At 60.2% G+C, this 15,944-nt stretch carries 17 protein-coding genes and 1 tRNA gene; 11 read left to right on the plus strand and 7 right to left on the minus strand.

What is annotated here, in order from left to right:
* Nucleotides 1-8: 8 nt before the first annotated feature.
* Together leuC and H5P28_RS18180 are read right to left on the minus strand one after the other, a co-directional pair.
* Nucleotides 9-1,433: a 3-isopropylmalate dehydratase large subunit gene (gene leuC / locus H5P28_RS18175; protein WP_185677116.1), complete on the minus strand. Its 1,425-nt coding sequence runs from the start codon at nt 1,431-1,433 to the stop codon at nt 9-11.
* A 144-nt stretch (nt 1,434-1,577) separates the two neighbouring features.
* Nucleotides 1,578-1,653, minus strand: a tRNA-Arg gene (locus H5P28_RS18180).
* Between the two features lie 91 nt (nt 1,654-1,744).
* On the opposite strand from H5P28_RS18180, the gene H5P28_RS18185 reads away from it, so the two are divergent.
* Entirely contained in the window at nt 1,745-2,344 is a 600-nt protein-coding gene (locus H5P28_RS18185; protein ID WP_185677117.1) for a hypothetical protein, read from the plus strand.
* A 21-nt stretch (nt 2,345-2,365) separates the two neighbouring features.
* Complete coding sequence (locus tag H5P28_RS18190) at nt 2,366-2,815, plus strand: site-specific integrase (protein ID WP_281398265.1); 450 nt, start codon at nt 2,366-2,368, stop codon at nt 2,813-2,815.
* 37 nt (nt 2,816-2,852) lie between these two features.
* On the opposite strand, the gene H5P28_RS18195 is transcribed toward H5P28_RS18190, so the two are convergent.
* A complete protein-coding gene (locus tag H5P28_RS18195; RefSeq protein ID WP_185677119.1) occupies nt 2,853-3,581 on the minus strand; it encodes a hypothetical protein in 729 nt (242 codons plus the stop codon).
* A gap of 136 nt (nt 3,582-3,717) precedes the next feature.
* Here H5P28_RS18195 and H5P28_RS18200 point away from each other — a divergent pair, with 136 nt between their 5' ends.
* From H5P28_RS18200 to H5P28_RS18225, 6 genes are all read left to right on the plus strand, one after another.
* Complete coding sequence (locus H5P28_RS18200) at nt 3,718-3,954, plus strand: AbrB/MazE/SpoVT family DNA-binding domain-containing protein (protein WP_185677120.1); 237 nt, start codon at nt 3,718-3,720, stop codon at nt 3,952-3,954.
* The gene (locus H5P28_RS18205; protein ID WP_185677121.1) at nt 3,951-4,373 is read left to right on the plus strand and encodes a PIN domain-containing protein; all 423 of its coding nucleotides are present in this window, start codon (nt 3,951-3,953) and stop codon (nt 4,371-4,373) included. Before H5P28_RS18200 ends, H5P28_RS18205 begins: the two co-directional genes overlap by 4 nt.
* Nucleotides 4,374-4,397: 24 nt before the next feature.
* On the plus strand, nt 4,398-4,637 hold the full coding sequence (locus tag H5P28_RS18210; protein WP_185677122.1) for a hypothetical protein: 240 nt from the start codon (nt 4,398-4,400) through the stop codon (nt 4,635-4,637).
* 90 nt (nt 4,638-4,727) lie between these two features.
* Nucleotides 4,728-5,153, plus strand: coding sequence for a hypothetical protein (locus tag H5P28_RS18215; RefSeq protein WP_185677123.1), 426 nt, complete (start codon nt 4,728-4,730; stop codon nt 5,151-5,153).
* Between the two features lie 220 nt (nt 5,154-5,373).
* The gene (tkt, locus tag H5P28_RS18220; protein ID WP_185677124.1) at nt 5,374-7,380 is read left to right on the plus strand and encodes a transketolase; all 2,007 of its coding nucleotides are present in this window, start codon (nt 5,374-5,376) and stop codon (nt 7,378-7,380) included.
* Nucleotides 7,381-7,721: 341 nt separating this feature from the next.
* A complete protein-coding gene (locus tag H5P28_RS18225; RefSeq protein ID WP_185677125.1) occupies nt 7,722-8,450 on the plus strand; it encodes a pseudouridine synthase in 729 nt (242 codons plus the stop codon).
* Nucleotides 8,451-8,733: 283 nt separating this feature from the next.
* On the opposite strand, the gene H5P28_RS18230 is transcribed toward H5P28_RS18225, so the two are convergent.
* The 4 genes from H5P28_RS18230 to H5P28_RS18245 all read right to left on the minus strand — a co-directional run bounded on the left by H5P28_RS18230 (nt 8,734) and on the right by H5P28_RS18245 (nt 12,714).
* Entirely contained in the window at nt 8,734-10,170 is a 1,437-nt protein-coding gene (locus H5P28_RS18230; RefSeq protein ID WP_185677126.1) for a carbohydrate porin, read from the minus strand.
* 167 nt (nt 10,171-10,337) lie between these two features.
* On the minus strand, nt 10,338-11,693 hold the full coding sequence (locus tag H5P28_RS18235) for a diadenylate cyclase (RefSeq protein ID WP_185677127.1): 1,356 nt from the start codon (nt 11,691-11,693) through the stop codon (nt 10,338-10,340).
* A 174-nt stretch (nt 11,694-11,867) separates the two neighbouring features.
* Entirely contained in the window at nt 11,868-12,242 is a 375-nt protein-coding gene (locus H5P28_RS18240) for an NADH-quinone oxidoreductase subunit A (protein WP_185677128.1), read from the minus strand.
* 142 nt (nt 12,243-12,384) lie between these two features.
* Nucleotides 12,385-12,714, minus strand: a complete 330-nt coding sequence (locus H5P28_RS18245) for a cupin domain-containing protein (protein WP_185677198.1) — start codon at nt 12,712-12,714, stop codon at nt 12,385-12,387.
* Nucleotides 12,715-12,818: 104 nt separating this feature from the next.
* Between H5P28_RS18245 and metF the strand changes: the two genes are divergently transcribed.
* From metF to H5P28_RS18260, 3 genes are all read left to right on the plus strand, one after another.
* Complete coding sequence (metF, locus tag H5P28_RS18250; protein WP_246456591.1) at nt 12,819-13,718, plus strand: methylenetetrahydrofolate reductase [NAD(P)H]; 900 nt, start codon at nt 12,819-12,821, stop codon at nt 13,716-13,718.
* A gap of 178 nt (nt 13,719-13,896) precedes the next feature.
* A complete protein-coding gene (locus tag H5P28_RS18255; protein ID WP_185677129.1) occupies nt 13,897-14,592 on the plus strand; it encodes a nucleoside 2-deoxyribosyltransferase in 696 nt (231 codons plus the stop codon).
* A 147-nt stretch (nt 14,593-14,739) separates the two neighbouring features.
* Nucleotides 14,740-15,906 (plus strand): type IV pilus twitching motility protein PilT, encoded by a 1,167-nt coding sequence (locus tag H5P28_RS18260; protein ID WP_246456592.1) that lies wholly within the window; start codon nt 14,740-14,742, stop codon nt 15,904-15,906.
* Nucleotides 15,907-15,944 lie beyond the last annotated feature (38 nt).

Here is a 15,944-nt window from a genome sequence, read left to right on the forward strand (position 1 = left end):
TTAAGAAGTTAGGCGCTGACCGTTTCGGCGAAACCGAAGACCTCGCGGGCGTCGCTGACCTCGCCGGTGACGGCGGCGGCGGCGACCATGACCGGGCTCATAAGGATGGTTCGGCCGGTGGGGCTGCCCTGACGGCCCTTGAAGTTACGGTTCGAGGAGGAGGCGCTGAGCTGGTTGCCCTTGAGCTTGTCCGGGTTCATGGCCAGGCACATGGAGCAGCCCGCGCCACGCCATTCGAAACCGGCCTCACGGAAGACCTTGTCCAGGCCCTTTTCCTCGGCGATCTTGGCCACGACCTGTGAGCCGGGCACGCAGATGGCGGTGACGCCGGGGGCGACGTGCTTGCCCTTGAGGTACTTGGCAACCTCGTCCAGGTCGCTCAGGCGGCCATTGGTACAGGAGCCGATAAAGGCCACGTCGATCTTCGTCCCGCGGATGGGAGCGCCGGGCGTGAGCGACATATGCTCGTAGGCTTCGGCGGCGGTGGCGCGGTCGGAGCCTTCCAACTCTTCGAGCAGGGGGAGGTTTTCATCAATGAAAACCGCCTGGCCGGGGTTGATCCCCCAGGTGACGGTCGGCTTGATGTCCTCGGCCTTGATGTTGACCACGTCGTCGTAAATGGCGTCCTTGTCGCTGGCGTAGGATTTCCATTTCTTGACCGCGTCTTCCCACTTCGCTCCGTTGGGCGAGTAGGGACGGCCCTTGAGGTAGTCGAAAGTCTTCTGGTCCGGGTTGACATAGCCGCAGCGTGCGCCGCCCTCGATGGACATGTTGCACACGGTCATGCGCTCCTCCATGGAGAAGTTGTCAAAGACCTCGCCGCCGTATTCGTAAGCGAAGCCGATCCCGCCATTGACGCCGAGCAGGCGGATGATGTGCAGGATCACGTCCTTGGCGTAAACGCCGGGGGCGAGCTTGCCGTCCACGTTGATGCGGCGAACCTTGAGTGGGCTCAACGCCATGGTCTGGGTCGCGAGCACGTCACGCACCTGGCTGGTGCCAATCCCGAAGGCAATCGCCCCGAAAGCACCGTGGGTGGCAGTGTGGCTGTCGCCGCAGGCAATGGTCGTGCCGGGCTGGGTAATCCCCTGCTCCGGGCCGACGATATGGACGACCCCCTGCTTGCCAGTGTTGGTGTCGAAAAAGGTGATGCCGGACTCCTTCGTGTTCTTGCGCAGGGCCTCGATCATGGCCTGGGCCAGCGGGTCGCTGTACGGCTCGACCAACTCGTTGGTCGGAACAATGTGGTCCACGGTCGCGAAGGTGCGGCTCGGGTACTTGACGGTCAGTCCGAGGTCGCGAAGCATGCCAAAGGCCTGCGGCGAAGTCACCTCGTGAATGAGGTGCGTGCCGATGAACAATTGCGTCTGCCCATTGGGCAGTTTACGCACGGCGTGGTCTTCCCAGACTTTATGAAACAAGGTCTTACCCATAAGAACCGGGTAATAAATACGCACACCCGCGCCTTGTCAAAGCGGTAATCATCTTCGTTCCGGTTTTACCCGCTCCCCTCCAACGCCACCCCACCGACCTTTTTCGCCGCCCCAGCGCAACGGCGCAATCTCCCAAAAACAAACTGGCAGGGGCAGAGGGACTTGAACCCCCGACCAATGGTTTAGAAAACCACTGCTCTATCCACTGAGCTATGCCCCCAAGATATTATTCGATAAAGACTTACAGGAATATTCGATGGCCAAAAAATCACACTTGTCACCCATTTGTGTAACCACATAGACTTTGACACATGAGCACATCCAAGAAAGCCAGGCAACCGGGCTCCCTGAAAGTGGGTGAGTGTCTATATCGCCATGAAACATCGGGCACTTACTATGCGTTGGTGAAGTCTAACGGCAAGCAAATCCGACGCTCGCTGAAAACCAACGACTTCGCCCTCGCCAAGCGCAGATTGCGCGAATTTCGGGAAAAAATCGGACGCCTCGACCTCAGCGACGGCAAGTCCAAGATACTTTTCCCCGAACTGGCGGAAAAATGGCGCGCCACCCTTGCCCCACACCTCAAGCCCAGTTCCACCCTCCGGCGCGATTCCAGCATTGTGCAACTAAACCGTTTCTTCGGCCAGCAGCTAGCCCGCACCGTCACCCGCGCCATGTGCGAAGACTGGGCACAAGCACGTTCCCCGCAGATTGCCGCTTCGACCTTTAACAACGAACGCGACACCCTGATCGCGATTTTCGAGTACGCCCGCCGCGAAGGCATCATTCTGGACAATCCCGCCGAAGTCCTCCCCCGCCGCAAGCAGCCCAAGCCCGCCATCCTCATCCCCACCCGCGAGCAATACGAGAGCCTCCTCAAAACCATGCGCGGAATGGACAACCGTTATTAGACTGCCGCCGATCTGGTCGAGTTGCTCGCCACCTCCGGCATGCGTAAAGGCGAAGCCAACGCCCTACGCTGGGAAGACATCGACTGGAACCGGGGAGCTTTTACCGTGACCGGCGGCGAAGGCGGCACCAAAAACCACGAGGCCCGCATCGTCCCGCTCTTTCCGGCACTGGAAGCCTTCCTCCGCCGTAAGCGGGCCGAATATGGGGACACCCCACCCGCCCCCGAGTCCGTCATTGTCCCGGTCAAAGACGCAAAAAAAGCCCTTGAAACCGTCTGCCAGCACAACGGCTACCCGCACTTCACCCACCATTGCCTGCGCCACTTCTTCGTCAGCAACGCCATTGAGAAAAACGTGGACTTTAAAACCATCGCCGCCTGGGTCGGCCACAAAGACGGCGGCGTCCTCGTCGCCAAAACCTACGGACACCTCCGCGACACCCATTCCTTTGAGATGGCCAAGCGAATGTAACCTCACCGTTAGAACATAAGTTTCTTAAAAGGACTTATCATGGAGCATTACCTGATAAAAAACCAGGAATAACTTTGTCCACAATCTGTAGACCTACCCAACCAATTTGCATCAGCTGAGCCGTCCGACCAACGACATCCCAGAAACGTTGCCCTTCCTCAATAGCATCTGATGCCTTTGCCAATTCAGAGTCCGTGCACGCCGACCCGAATACAGCTTGAAGCGATTGCCGAATAGCTGAGGGTCCTAATATTTGATAGAATCGAATTGCTTCATCAAGAGACAATAAGTGCCCCATCAGATACACCCGCAGTTCATCATGAACTGATGATTTTTTTATCTTGTTTATTAAATCTATAACATCAGTCCGTATCGTCTCCAGCTCATCAAGATCAATCTCAGCCTCCGGAGAATAGCGTTCGAGCACATCAGATGCAATCTCAAGACCATATTCAATTTTGGAATTTATCGCTTCCGCGAAGGCGCGGACCTTCGAGCCATGGCCTACTGCAAACACCGCCCGCTCGCACTCGGGCATCCATTTCAAATAAAGGTCTGGATCATGAGACGCCAGCTTCATTGCATTCCGAATCGTTACCGGCAGCCTCGTAAACTTGGTGAGAGCATCGTAAAATGACGGGAAGTCCTTTGGATCGAAACTAAATATTTCAGCAAAGGCCTCGGCCGAGGTAATCTCCCTCTTCTTTGAGGAACATTGCTTGAGGAGCGAGATCAGATTAAGCAGTCGTTGAGACGGATTAGACATATCTTGAACAAACGAGTTATTGCAGATACAGCGAATACGATTCTTTATTATTGTTTATACACGGCAATTTAAGCTGTCCAGCATGTAGCACACCCGTTAACTTGACAAAACCATTACTGCAATGCAGTATTGCAGCATGTCAGCAGTTCTCTCAGTCAGCAAACGCGGCACCGTGACCCTGCCGCCGGAGTATCGGCGCAAGCTGGGTCTCGACAAGCTCCCGAATCCCCTCGTGATCGTCGAGGAGAAGGACGGCAAGCTTACGCTCGAACCCGCCGCCGCTGTCCCCGTCCGCGACATCCCCGCCAAGACAATCCGCGAATGGATCGCCGATGACGAGGCCGCCATGGCCGCTTTCAAGAAAAGCAAGTGAAGCTGTTTCTGGATTCGAGCGTGCTCCTCTCGGCTTCTGCCTCGGCCAAGGGCGCAAGCCGCTACATTGTTGAGAACGCGGAATCATTGAGCTGGTCGCTCATCAGCTCGGCCTACTGTCTGGCCGAAACCCAAAAGAACCTCCCCAAGCTCGGCCCCGCTGCTGTTCAGCACTTCAAGCGTCTTGTCCGCGACAGCATCGCGTGGACCGGGGACGCGCTGTCCCCGGATAAGATTCTCATCTTCCCCAAGGCCAAAGACCGCCCCGTCGTCCTCTCCGCCCTCGCCGCAAAGGTGGACGTCCTGCTGACCCTCGACCGTCAGGACTTCATGGGCCTGCTCGGGAGCCAGGTTTACGGCGTCGCTATCCGCACCCCCGGCGATTGGTTGCTTGAATGCCGCGAGCATGGAGTGATATAGATAGGTACGCCCTTTCTATTGTCTATGGATACCTCAAACCCGTTTTACGGTTTTACAGAAGAAGCATTTACCCGGTGGTACGAGCAGAGGTCGGTCGATTATCAGATCGAACGGGAATACTTCGAAGGACTCACCCCAATGCCCTCGAAACAGGGTTTTATTAGGGGAGAGAGCCGGGGGACAGCAAGAAAATCCTCGCGGGGGGCGGAATTGGTTTCAGCGGCCGGGCGAGGGGCGGAAAAGTTGGATCGACAGCCGGTTTAACTATCCGTAAAGAGAGCAGGCAAATACCGACGAGACGGGGAACCTCCCGGAAATCGGCAACTTTAATGACTTCCTGACCGTATTTGTCCCATGAAAAAAGCCTTTCTCTCTCTGCTGACCTTTTTCGTTCTCTCGACTGCCGCCCAGGCCGCCGACTCCACGCCTGAGACCGTCTTCATTGACAAAATCTGGAAGGCCGTCGAATCGCGCAAGGCCGAGTCCTTCATGCCACTGTATTACCAAGGGTTGCCGAAGGAGCTTGAGCCCACCTTCAAGGAACTGTGGAACAACCTGCTGACCCACGGAATCAACTCCGTCGCGATCAAGCCTGTGACCGAAGAAGAGGCCAAGTCCGAACCGGCCTCCGCCACCATTAAGGACACCACCTACGTCCGCAACCCCGCGCCCTCGGCCACGCTGATACTCACCTTCAAGAGCGACAGCGCTTCGCAAGGACGTTTCCCGATCAGCCTCGTGGATGGCAAATACTACCTTTCCAGCTGGAAGGCTCAGTAAAAAGCGGCAACTCCGCCGACGGATATTTTACAGCGCAGTCGCGCACGCGTTGTGCCATTCCCGTGGCGCGCCGTGGCATAACTGCAAACAATGCCCCCATACAGGTGATGGCGGACTGGCACGTCACCGCTGCGTAACAAAAGCGCGGGGATTTGATTCTCAGCGTCGAGTGGAGGAAGTTTTTCTTTCCATCGGCGAGAAAGCCCTTAGCCTGCGGGGTATGTCTGTCACTGCAAATCTCGATACCGATGCGCTCGCGCGCGCCGCGCTTGAAGCCCGCGGACTGGCCATGGACGCCGTCGCCGCCTGTAATTCCGGTCACCTCGGCCTGCCGCTGGGTGCCGCCGAATGCGGAGCCGCCCTCTTCGGCCACGCGCTGCAATTTAACCCGGATGACCCCAAGTGGCTCAACCGCGACCGCTTCATCCTCTCCGCCGGGCACGGCAGCATGTTCCTGTACAGTTGGCTGCACCTGGCCGGGTTCGACCTCTCGCTGGAGGAAGTGAAAAACTTCCGCCAACTCGGCTCGAAGACCCCCGGCCACCCCGAATACGGCGAAACCGACGGGGTCGAGGCCACCACCGGCCCGCTCGGGCAGGGCACGGGCAACATCGTCGGCTACGCCTGCTCGCAAAAAATGCTCCAGGCCAAGTTCGACAACCCGATGGACCCGCTGTTCGACTACCACTGTGTGGCGCTGGCCGGGGACGGTTGCCTGCAGGAAGGCATCTCCGCCGAAGCCGCCGCCTACGCGGCCCGCTTCGGATTGGACAACCTGATCATGTTCTATGACAGCAACGACGTCACCCTCGACGCCATGGCTGACAAGACTCAGTCGGAGAACACCGCCGACCGCTACGAAGCCTACGGTTGGGACGTCACCGTGCTGCCCGACGGGCACGACCTCAAGGCCATCGTCGAAGCCTTTGAAAAGGCCAAGGCCGATGACAACGGCCACCCCAAGCTCATCATTCTCAAGACCGAAATCGGCCGCGGCATCCCCGAAGTGGCCGGGACGAACAAGGCCCACGGCGAAGCCGGGGTGAAGTTTATCCCCGAAGACCGGCTCAAGCTCGGTCTGCCCGAGGAGCGTTTCTTCGTCTCCGAGGAGACCCGCGCCTTCTTCGCCGCCCACAAGGCCGCGCAGAAAAAGAAGTACGACGCCTGGCAGGAGAAGTTCAAAATCTGGCAGGGCTCCAACCCCGAACTGGCCCAACTCCTCGCAGACGGCGTCGCCCACAAGCACGCCACCGAGCAGGAACTGCTCAAGGTCATCCCCGAGTTTGACCCGGAAAAGAAGCTCGCCACCCGCGCCGCCGGTGAAGTCGTGCTCAACGCCATCGCCGGGGCCTGCCCGCTGCTGACCTCCGGCAGCGCCGACCTCCACGGCTCGACCAAGAACTACATCAAGGGTGTGGGCGACTTCGACGTGGACGACTACGCCGGTCGCAACTTCCACTACGGCATCCGTGAGCACGCCATGGGCGCGATCATGAACGGCATCGCCTACGACGGCATCTTCAAGACCTCCGGGGCGACCTTCCTGACCTTCTCGGATTACATGCGCCCGTCCGTGCGCCTGGCCGCGCTGGCCCACCTGCCCGTCTTCTACATCTGGACGCACGACTCCGTCGGCGTCGGTGAGGACGGCCCCACGCACCAGCCGGTCGAGCACGTCACCGCCCTGCGCTGCATCCCGAACCTCGACGTTTACCGACCGGCCGACCCCGAGGAAACCGCCGCCGCCTACGCTGCCGCCGTCGAGCGCTCCGAAGGCCCGACCGCGCTCATCCTCTCGCGCCAGAACCTCCCCACCCTCAAGTGCACCCCGGCGGAAACCCGCCGTCAGGGCACGCTCAAGGGCGGCTACATTGTCAAAAAGGAAACCGCCGCGCTGGAAATCATCCTCATCGGCACCGGCAGCGAGCTTCAGCACTGTCTGGTCGCCGCCAAGGAGCTGGGTGAGGGTTGCCGCGTCGTCTCGCTGCCCTGCTGGGAACGCTTCGAGCGCCAGGACCAGAGCTACCGCGACGAAGTCCTGCCGCCCGCCTGCAAGAAGCGAGTCTCCATCGAGGCCGGGATCACCCTGGCCTGGGCGAAGTACGTCGGCCTCGAAGGCAAGGCCCTCGGCACCGACAGCTTCGGCCTCAGCGCCCCCGGCGACACCGTGATGGAGAAGTTCGGCATGGACGCCGCACACGTCATCGCCGCCGCGAAAAGTTTATAAGCATCCACTTTCGCCTTCGGGTCATGACTCCGCTTCAGGCGGAGTCATCCCGATCCGAAGGATCGAGGGTCCAGGGCATGCCCTGGAAAACCGCGCTGGCAACGGCGCGGTTTTGTTTTAGGTTGATTTATCGAACAGGAAGTCGCAGAGAGTGCGGAGAGTTTCCCGTGGCTCTTTTCGCGTTCCTTCGCGTGACTTCGCGGGCAACTCCTTCTATTTTACCATTCTCTTTTTAAACCGGTTCAGGAAAACTCCGGTTCCTGGTGCCCCCTCGTGCGCCACAGAAAAAGTCTCCCCTATCGGCGCTCCCTCCTTTATAAGAAAATCTTTCCCAACAAAAAATGTCCGAACTCGTACGTGTACAAAAATTTTTAGCCGACCGCGGGATGTGCTCCCGGCGGGAGGCTGAGGAGTGGATCCGCGAAGGCCGGGTCAAGGTCAACGGCGTCGTCGCCGAGCTGGGCCAGAAAGTCAATCCCGAGGCCGACCAGGTCGCGGTGAAAAACAAGAAGGTGCCCCAACTGCCCAAGCGCAAGGTCACCCTCCTGATGAACAAGCCCAAGGGCACGCTCTGCACCAACCACGACCCCAACGCAGTGCTGACCGTCTTCACCATCCTGCCCAAGGAGTACCGCTTCGACCGTCTGTTCTGCGCCGGACGGCTCGACAAGGACAGCGAGGGCATGCTCATCCTGACCAACGACGGCGATCTGGCCAACCGCATCACCCACCCCACCGGCGGCGTCGTCAAGCGCTATAGGGTCAAGCTACACAAGCCCTTCGACCCGGCCGTCACCCCCAAGCTGCTCAAGGGCGTGATCGACGAGGGGGAACACCTGTTCGCGAAAAAGATCATCCCCGCCACCACCGGGCCGGAGGCCGACCACCGCGTCGAAGTCCACCTCGACCAGGGCCGCAAGCGCGAAATCCGCCGCCTCTTTGAAGCCTTCGGCTACCACGTCAAAAAGCTCAAGCGCTTCCAGATGGGCAAGCTGCGCATGAAGGGCATCAGCCCCGGCGCGGTCAAGCCGTTGACCGAACGCGAGATCGAGAGCCTGTTCCAGCAGTAGAGTTTTTTTAGGCCACAGAGCACACAGAGGAGGCACAGAGCACACAGAGCGAGAAGTTTGAGAGAAGCCTTCTCCCTCTTGGTGTCATGCCCGTTGTGGCTTCTGTTACAGAGGTTTAAATAAAGTCTTAGCCGCCACAAAAAGGCCGAATGGCTAAAATGACTAATGGTTGTTTTCTACATTCCACATCCAACCATTAACGATTGGCCATCACGCTGAGCGATTCCACTCAGTGCGCCCTGTGCCTCCTCTGTGTGCTCTGTGACCTAAAAAATAGAACGTCCTAAAAATCCACCTGGAGCTGGAGGCCGATGACGAGCGCGTCGTCGAACTGATTGGCCGCGCCGGGATTGATAACGCCCTGGATGTTCGGCTGGAGGTAGAAGTAGTTCGTCACCTGATAGCGGTAGCTCAGTTCGAGTTCGACTTCGTAGTCCTGCACAGGCTGGCCGGCGGCGCGCTGGGCATTCCCCCAACTGCTGCTGAAGTTCAGCCAGGCCGCGCCGAGAGAGAGGATGTCCTGGTCGCGTCCCGGTAGCAGCCCCCGGTAGTAGAGACCGGCGCTGGCGAAGAGGTCGGCCTGGTTCACGTCGTCGCTGAGGTTGAACTGGCCCGTGGTCCAGAAGTAGAGCCCCTGGATCTCTTCCATAAAACCTTCTGACTGGCCCCAGACCTGACGGGCCTGCATGCGCTCGGAGTTGGGCACTTGCTCGGGCACGCCCTCGCGGTAGAGGTTCTGCTCGATGAAGTAGTAAAGCCCCCCGATGTTGTCGGTCGTGCCGCCGCTGTTCGTAGTGAAGGGTCCGGTGAACATCCACGCCCCCAGCGCGTATTTACCGGGCAGGCCGGAGGAGTATTTTGACCAGTTGAGCTTGTAGCCCAGCTCGCCCATGATGTTCGCGCCCTGGTCGAAGTTAAAGGTGAAGTCCGTCCCGTGGTTGTCCACATTGGCCTGGTTCGAGTCCGCCCCATAGGCACCGACCATGCCGTAAAAGCCGTCATGCTGCCCGGTGGGAACGCCGCCGCGGATGAGCGCGCCCCAGGTCGTCACCGGGTAGGCCGTGAACGGTCCCATGAAAAAGAAACCGACCGGCTGCCCGTCGAAGGCGTTGTTCATATAGTAGGCGAAGGCGTCCGAATGCGAGAAGTCGTCAAACTGCGCGATGCGCCCGGCCTTGATCGAGAAGTGCCCGTCCAGCAGGACTTGTTCGAGGTAGAGGTTGACGAGGCGATAGCTCTCGTTGCCGTAAAGCTGCTGGACGTTGATCACGTTGTGGATGTGGCTCAGCGTCAGGCTGGTGCCACTGCGCACCGACAGGCTGCTGAAAAAGCTCAGCCCCTCCAGTCCGGCCAGCTTTTCGAGGTCCACCCCGAAGTTGAGCCCCGTGCTGTTGAGCTGGGTAAAGCCCCGGCTGTCGCCACCGACAGGGTTACCCGCGAGGTTCATGGCGAAGCTCAGGTCAATCGCCAGCCCGTAATCGGCCAGGTCTTCGCGCCAGCCCCCGGTGTCGCCGAGCAGGTACTGACGCTCCTGAAGTTCATCGATCATGTCCTCCTCGGGTTGGCGGTTTTTCTCCGCTTCCGAGGAGAAGTGGGTCAGGTTCTCGTTTATTTTTTCGGTGGAGGAGTTGTAGTTGTCCACCGCGTGAAGAACGGGCGAGACGGTCAGTCCTAGCAGGCATGCACACAGCCCGCGAGCAAGACAGGTAGGGGAAGGCATCGGTCGTTAAGGGGTTGGGGTGAGCAAGAGACGGCACCGACACAGGGCATTACAAAGTCAGACGCCATCATGGGGTTATCGCATTTCATGCGCTGGCTTATAGATAAGGAGCTAACCCCTTACCAATCAAGAGAAATCGTATCCGTCCGGCATGACAACAGCCCCCGCTACAGGCTGTTCGAGTGCGAGCGTACGATGAGCGGAAGCATCTGTCCGCGCCGGAAAAGCGTGACCTGCCCGCTGCTGGCCGAGACGACCAGCGCGATGCAATCCGTGGCCACAGAAATGGCGTTGGCCGCGGCGTGACGGGTCCCAAGGCCACTGGGCATTTCCTTGGGAAAGTCGGGGGCGTGAACCATGCTCCCGGCCGCTTCCAGCACGCCGTCGCCGTTGATGAGAAAGGCCCCGTCGATAAACGAAAACTCCTTCACCGTCTCGTCCATGAACGGATTGAGGATGTTGCGCTCCTCGCGCTCGTAGCCCTGGAACGGGTTCAGCACAAGCTGCTTGGTGTAGGGCTTGATCTTCTCTGCCTCGCCGATGACGAAAAGCGTGCCGATGGGCTTGCCCTCGCGGCCCTCGACCGAAAGCTCCGTCGCGATGCCCAGCACGCGCTCCAGCACCTCGGGCTTGACCGAACTGGGGAGCATGTCGCTCTGCCGGGTAAAGACCGACTGGAATTCCCGCTCCACATCGACCACCACGAGCGTGTCGAACTGGTTGCTCTGCGGGATGCCGCCGACACAGCAGAGACGCTCGTTGCTTTTGATCAGGCCGCGCGTCAGGCCGATAAGCATGGCGCTGCGCAACTGCGAGAGGCGGTTGAAACCGAAGGCACGCACCGGGATGATGGCGTTAAAGGCGCGCTTGGCCTGCGTCATCTCGGAGGCCGACTGCGTGACGAGCAGGGTCTTGAAGTCGCCAAAATCGTCCGCCGCGTCCACGCCCCCGGCAAAGGTATCTCCGAAAACCATGACCGCTGAGCACTTCGCCCCGGTGGCGATCTTGACGGCCTCGCGCAGGATGAGGCGGTTGAACTTGTTGTCCTTGGTCCGCTTCTGATCGCGGGGACGGCCAAAGGCGTCGGCCACGTTCTTGCGCAGCGTGGCCACGTCAGGCGAGGCCGTCAGGCGCTCGACCATGGAGGGCTCCTGAAAGGTCCGGGCCAGCGAGGCGAGGACGTTCAGGTAAGACTTTTCGCGCTCGGAGGCCAGGAGGAGAAAGATCAGGCGCAGTTCCTTGTACTCGCCGTGCCCGTCGAACTCCAACCCGTCCGGGCAGCGCCCGATAGCGAAGAGGTATGGGCGCTTCATCTCGATGCGCACGTGCGGCAGGGCGATGCCGCTGCCGAGGTAGGTCGTCATCGTCTTCTCACGCTCCAGCAGTTCTTCGAGCAGCTCCTTGCGGTCAAACTTCTCTCCGCGCAGGTCACAGACCTCCAGCAGTTCCTTGAGCGCGCCTTCGAGGTCGCGGCTGACAATGTCGATGATCCGGTTTTTCGCTATGTAACGATCCAGGCGCATGGAGAGAGAATCAGGGGTTGGCAGTGAAAACGGAGAGTTCGGACGCAGGCATCAGGATGCCGACACGCATGCGGGCGGAAGGAAGCTCAAACCAAAGCTGAGCCGGGCCCTGCCCTGTCATGCGAAAACCGTCGTTTTTTCGTCCCCGGGTATCTGCCATCCGCCAGCCTTAAGCTATCTCTCCCATTTCAGGCCGCCTTTTTTCATCTCATAGAGGAACCCGACCGCGAGGATAAACAGGAAGAAAAGCACCGGGAGCAGAATCGGAATCTGCGCCACGATGAACTCGCGATAGACGAGGACCCACGGGATGAGGAAGACGACCTCCACATCGAAAAGGATGAACAGCATCGCCACCACGTAGAACTTCACCCCGAAACGCGGGTGGAACTTTCCGGTGGACACCAGGCCGCACTCGTAGGCGGCATCCTTGATGTAGTTCCCGCGGGAGCGCTGGCCGAAAATATGGCTGGCCACGATGATTGCGGACGCGATAACCACGCCCAGAATGATCTGGATCAGGACGGGAACGTAAGCTTCGACGCTCATGATTTTCAATCCATAGCAAGCGTCCGGCCTTGGCAAGTCACTTTGTTGTCAAAAAGTAAGCGTTCATGCGGGGCGGGACTGTCACGTCGGGCAGCACAACCGCCCATCGGGCAGACAAATAACCGACCGCCCTCCTCCCCCGTCACTGCCAGAATAGCGCCAGCCAGATGGTGGCCTTGTCAGGAGCCGTCCACTCGACCCGGTGACGCCGGTGCGCGGGGATGAGCAAGTGGTCGCCAGGGTGCAGTTCGCGCACGGCGGGCTCATCCTTGAAGCGCAGTCCCGCCCCACCCTCGGCCAGCAATATCCATTCGTGCTCGTCCTGGTCGTACCAGAAACCGGGCGGCGAAGCCTGTCCATGCGACACAATCCGCTCCAGGCGGAACCTTCCCGCCCCGCGCAGCAGCACGTCCGTCACCTCGTCCGGCAACGCCGGCGGTAAATCGTGCAAAAGATTCTCGCTCCGGTCCATGTGGATGTGCTTATGCTTCCTGCCTGCCCCCTGACGACTGAAAAACAGGGTCAACGCCATTTATCACTTTACACATCATAACATCAAGATACGTTGATGCGTCTATGAACAAACCTGGTCGCGCCATTTCCGACATGCTGACGGCGGGGGAACCCGTTTTTTCCGTCGAATTCTACCCCCCCAAGACCGAGGAGGGAGCCCGCCAGATGCTCCGCACGGCCAAGTCCCTGTCGGCCTTCCGGCCGGACTTCGTCTCGATCACCTACGGGGCCGGGGGCTCGACCCGCGAACGCACGCTCGAGTATGGCGAGCTTATGCGCGACCTGTTCCACTTCGAGGTCATGCCGCACCTGACCTGCGTCGGCCACTCGCGAGACGAGCTGGCCGCCATGCTGGAGCGTTTCCAGCAGGCAGGCTTCCGCAACATCATGACCCTGCGCGGCGACCCGCCTAAGGGCAAAACCGACTTCCAGCCCCACCCTGACGGCCTCGCCCACGCCTCCGAGCTGGTGGCCTTCATCCGCGAACGCTTCCCGCACTTCTGCCTCGGCGTGGCGGGCTATCCCGAAAAGCATCCCGAGGCGCCCAGCCTGGAATCGGACCTCGCGCACCTGAAGCACAAAGTCGATCAGGGGGCGGACTTCATCACGACACAGCTCTTTTTCGACAACGCCGACTACTTCGTCTTCGTGGACAAGTGCCGTGCCCTCGGCATCGAGAAGCCGATCATCCCCGGCATCCTCCCGGCCCTCTCGCTCGATCAGGTGACGAAGTTCTGCGGCTTTTGCCAGGCGAAGCTCCCGTCCGGGCTTGTCCGCCGCCTCGAAGCCGTCGCCGGAGACGAGGACGCCGAGCGCCGCGTCGGCGTGGAGTGGGCACATGAGCAGGTCAAGCAACTGCTGGAAGCGGGCGCACCCGGCGTCCACCTCTACATCCTCAACCGTTCGGCCTCCGCCATCGACCTGGTACAGGCGCTCCACAACGACGGCATCCTTCGCGCCTGAGCAAGCCCAGCTCACGGCGGGGGGCCGGTACGCCCTTGGGAGATAGAATCCGCTCACAACCGTACCGTCTCTGTCCGTCCCATAGGCACTGGGCAGCTTTTCCCGGCCAGTAGCGCCCTTCTGGCCGGGCCGTTTTTTTGTTGTTTCCGGAGCTCGCACCTGCCATCCGTAAGGGCCTATGGCCAACACACCCTCACTGAATATCTACTTCGCCGGAGAGCTTTTCACCCACAAGGATCTCGCTGGCAACGCGCTGCTGGCCGAGGCGATTTCCGACCTGTCCGACCAGCGCTATTGCAGCGTCCTGCCCCAGAATCTGGCCCGCCCGGGCAGCACCCCGCGCCAGCTTCGCGACTACAACCTGCTCAACCTGCTCGAATGCGACCTGGCCCTGTTCTGCTTCGACGGGGACGACCTGGACTCGGGCACCGTGGTCGAGTACATGATGGCCAAATTCGCCGACATCCCGACCGTCATCGTGCGCAGCGACTTCCGCACCGGCGTAGGCGACGCCAAAGACTACCCCTGGAACCTCATGGCCTGCTTCTACCCGCGCACCGAGGTCGAGATCATCGACGCCATGAGCATCTACCAGAACATTTTCAAGGAGTTCCCGCTGACCGAGGCCGCCGACATGCTGATCGAGCGCCGCAGCTCCGACGTGGCCAAGACCCTCGTACGCGTCATCGCCCAGGCGGTCGTGGACGCCTTCGACCGCGTGCTGGAAACGCCTTCGCGCATGACCCCGGATCAGGCCGAGGCCGTTTACGCCTGGCTGGTGCAGATGCCCGGCTTCGGGGAGGATATTGAACACATCCGCCAGGTCCTCAGCAACGCCCTCCAGCGCAAGCGCAAGCGCGGGCTGCTGCCGTGACCAAAGAGGGCTACTTGCGCTCCCCAAAAGAGCGTTTCCCCGCGAAGTGATATATTTACTTTCAGTTACAAAACCTTACCGACCAACCCTTCTCTAAAAAGCCCACGTCGTGCAACCAGCACGGCTCCGGCGTTGTTTTCCCTCTCCATGTCCACGCCCCCCGTCATGTACGACCCTCAAAAAAAGGTCTATCGCGCCAACGACACCCGCTACAGCATCATCGACCTGCTGGCCAGCGCCATCGACCCGGAGTACATGACCAATGGCATCCCGCGCATCTCGGACTTCCACCTCAAGGTGGGCGAGCCGGTGCGCTTCCGCATGGACGAGGATTTGCACGCCATTCACGAGGGCGAAATCGTCACCCCGGAACTGAGCGAAGCCCTCATCTACCCCCTGCTCCCGGAGAACGACCGCAAGGTCATGCAGGACAACCCGATGGCCGACATCGACTGCGGTTACGGGCTGGAGACTGAGCAGGGCATTTACAGTTTTCGTATCAACGCCTTCCGCGACAACGACGGGCTGGCCGCCGTCATCCGGCTGCTGCCCCCGCGCATCCCCGAGGTGCATGAGTGCGGCTTCCCCAGCGAGCTGGTCTGGAAGCGGATCGTGGGCATGCGGCAAGGGTTGGTCATCGTCTCCGGGGTCACCGGCAGCGGTAAGTCCACCACCATCGCCAGCCTGATCCAGACCATCAACCGCAGCCGCTCCCAGCGCATCATCACCCTGGAAGACCCGGTCGAGTACATGTTCAAGAGCAACCGCTCGCTCATCTCGCAGCGGGAACTGGGCCGGCACGTCAACTCTTTCCCCGAGGGCCTGCGCAGCGCCCTGCGCGAAGACCCTGACATCATCCTCGTGGGCGAAATCCGCGACCTGGAAACGGCTTCGCTCGCCCTGACCGCCGCCGAAACCGGGCACCTGGTTTTTTCCACCCTGCATACCCGCGACTGTCTCGGGGCGCTGACCCGCCTGATCGACATGTTCCCGACCGCCCGCGAGCGCGAGCTGTGCACCCAGCTCTCCTTCAGCCTGAGCTACGTGCTGAGCCAGAAGCTCATCCCCCGCGCCGACGGAAACGGCCGGCTCGTGGCGATGGAAGTCTTCCGCAACACCGCGCAGATGAGCAATTTCCTGCGCACGAACAAGCTTCACCAGATTTACTCATCCATCGAAACCGGCGGCGAACACGGCATGGTCACGATGGAACGGCGCCTGCTCAACCTCTTCGAGGATGGCCTGATCTCACGCGCCGACGCCATCATGCACGCCAATCGCGACGACATCGTTGACCGCCTCCCGCCTGCGTAGGGATAAGCGTTTTAACAACTATTGTGTCCACAATAGTT

Origin of the sequence: Ruficoccus amylovorans, from assembly GCF_014230085.1 — a bacterium.
GTDB lineage: Bacteria > Verrucomicrobiota > Verrucomicrobiia > Opitutales > Cerasicoccaceae > Ruficoccus > Ruficoccus amylovorans.

Bases quoted from the DNA above. Each gene is read 5' to 3' on its own strand.
- leuC (WP_185677116.1), bottom strand. From the start codon at position 1,433: ATGGGTAAGACCTTGTTTCATAAAGTCTGGGAAGACCACGCCGTGCGT.
- H5P28_RS18185 (WP_185677117.1), top strand. From the start codon at position 1,745: ATGAGCACATCCAAGAAAGCCAGGCAACCGGGCTCCCTGAAAGTGGGT.
- H5P28_RS18195 (WP_185677119.1), bottom strand. From the start codon at position 3,581: ATGTCTAATCCGTCTCAACGACTGCTTAATCTGATCTCGCTCCTCAAG.
- H5P28_RS18200 (WP_185677120.1), top strand. From the start codon at position 3,718: ATGTCAGCAGTTCTCTCAGTCAGCAAACGCGGCACCGTGACCCTGCCG.
- H5P28_RS18210 (WP_185677122.1), top strand. From the start codon at position 4,398: ATGGATACCTCAAACCCGTTTTACGGTTTTACAGAAGAAGCATTTACC.
- H5P28_RS18215 (WP_185677123.1), top strand. From the start codon at position 4,728: ATGAAAAAAGCCTTTCTCTCTCTGCTGACCTTTTTCGTTCTCTCGACT.
- tkt (WP_185677124.1), top strand. From the start codon at position 5,374: ATGTCTGTCACTGCAAATCTCGATACCGATGCGCTCGCGCGCGCCGCG.
- H5P28_RS18225 (WP_185677125.1), top strand. From the start codon at position 7,722: ATGTCCGAACTCGTACGTGTACAAAAATTTTTAGCCGACCGCGGGATG.
- H5P28_RS18230 (WP_185677126.1), bottom strand. From the start codon at position 10,170: ATGCCTTCCCCTACCTGTCTTGCTCGCGGGCTGTGTGCATGCCTGCTA.
- H5P28_RS18235 (WP_185677127.1), bottom strand. From the start codon at position 11,693: ATGCGCCTGGATCGTTACATAGCGAAAAACCGGATCATCGACATTGTC.
- H5P28_RS18240 (WP_185677128.1), bottom strand. From the start codon at position 12,242: ATGAGCGTCGAAGCTTACGTTCCCGTCCTGATCCAGATCATTCTGGGC.
- H5P28_RS18245 (WP_185677198.1), bottom strand. From the start codon at position 12,714: ATGGACCGGAGCGAGAATCTTTTGCACGATTTACCGCCGGCGTTGCCG.
- metF (WP_246456591.1), top strand. From the start codon at position 12,819: ATGAACAAACCTGGTCGCGCCATTTCCGACATGCTGACGGCGGGGGAA.
- H5P28_RS18255 (WP_185677129.1), top strand. From the start codon at position 13,897: ATGGCCAACACACCCTCACTGAATATCTACTTCGCCGGAGAGCTTTTC.
- H5P28_RS18260 (WP_246456592.1), top strand. From the start codon at position 14,740: ATGTCCACGCCCCCCGTCATGTACGACCCTCAAAAAAAGGTCTATCGC.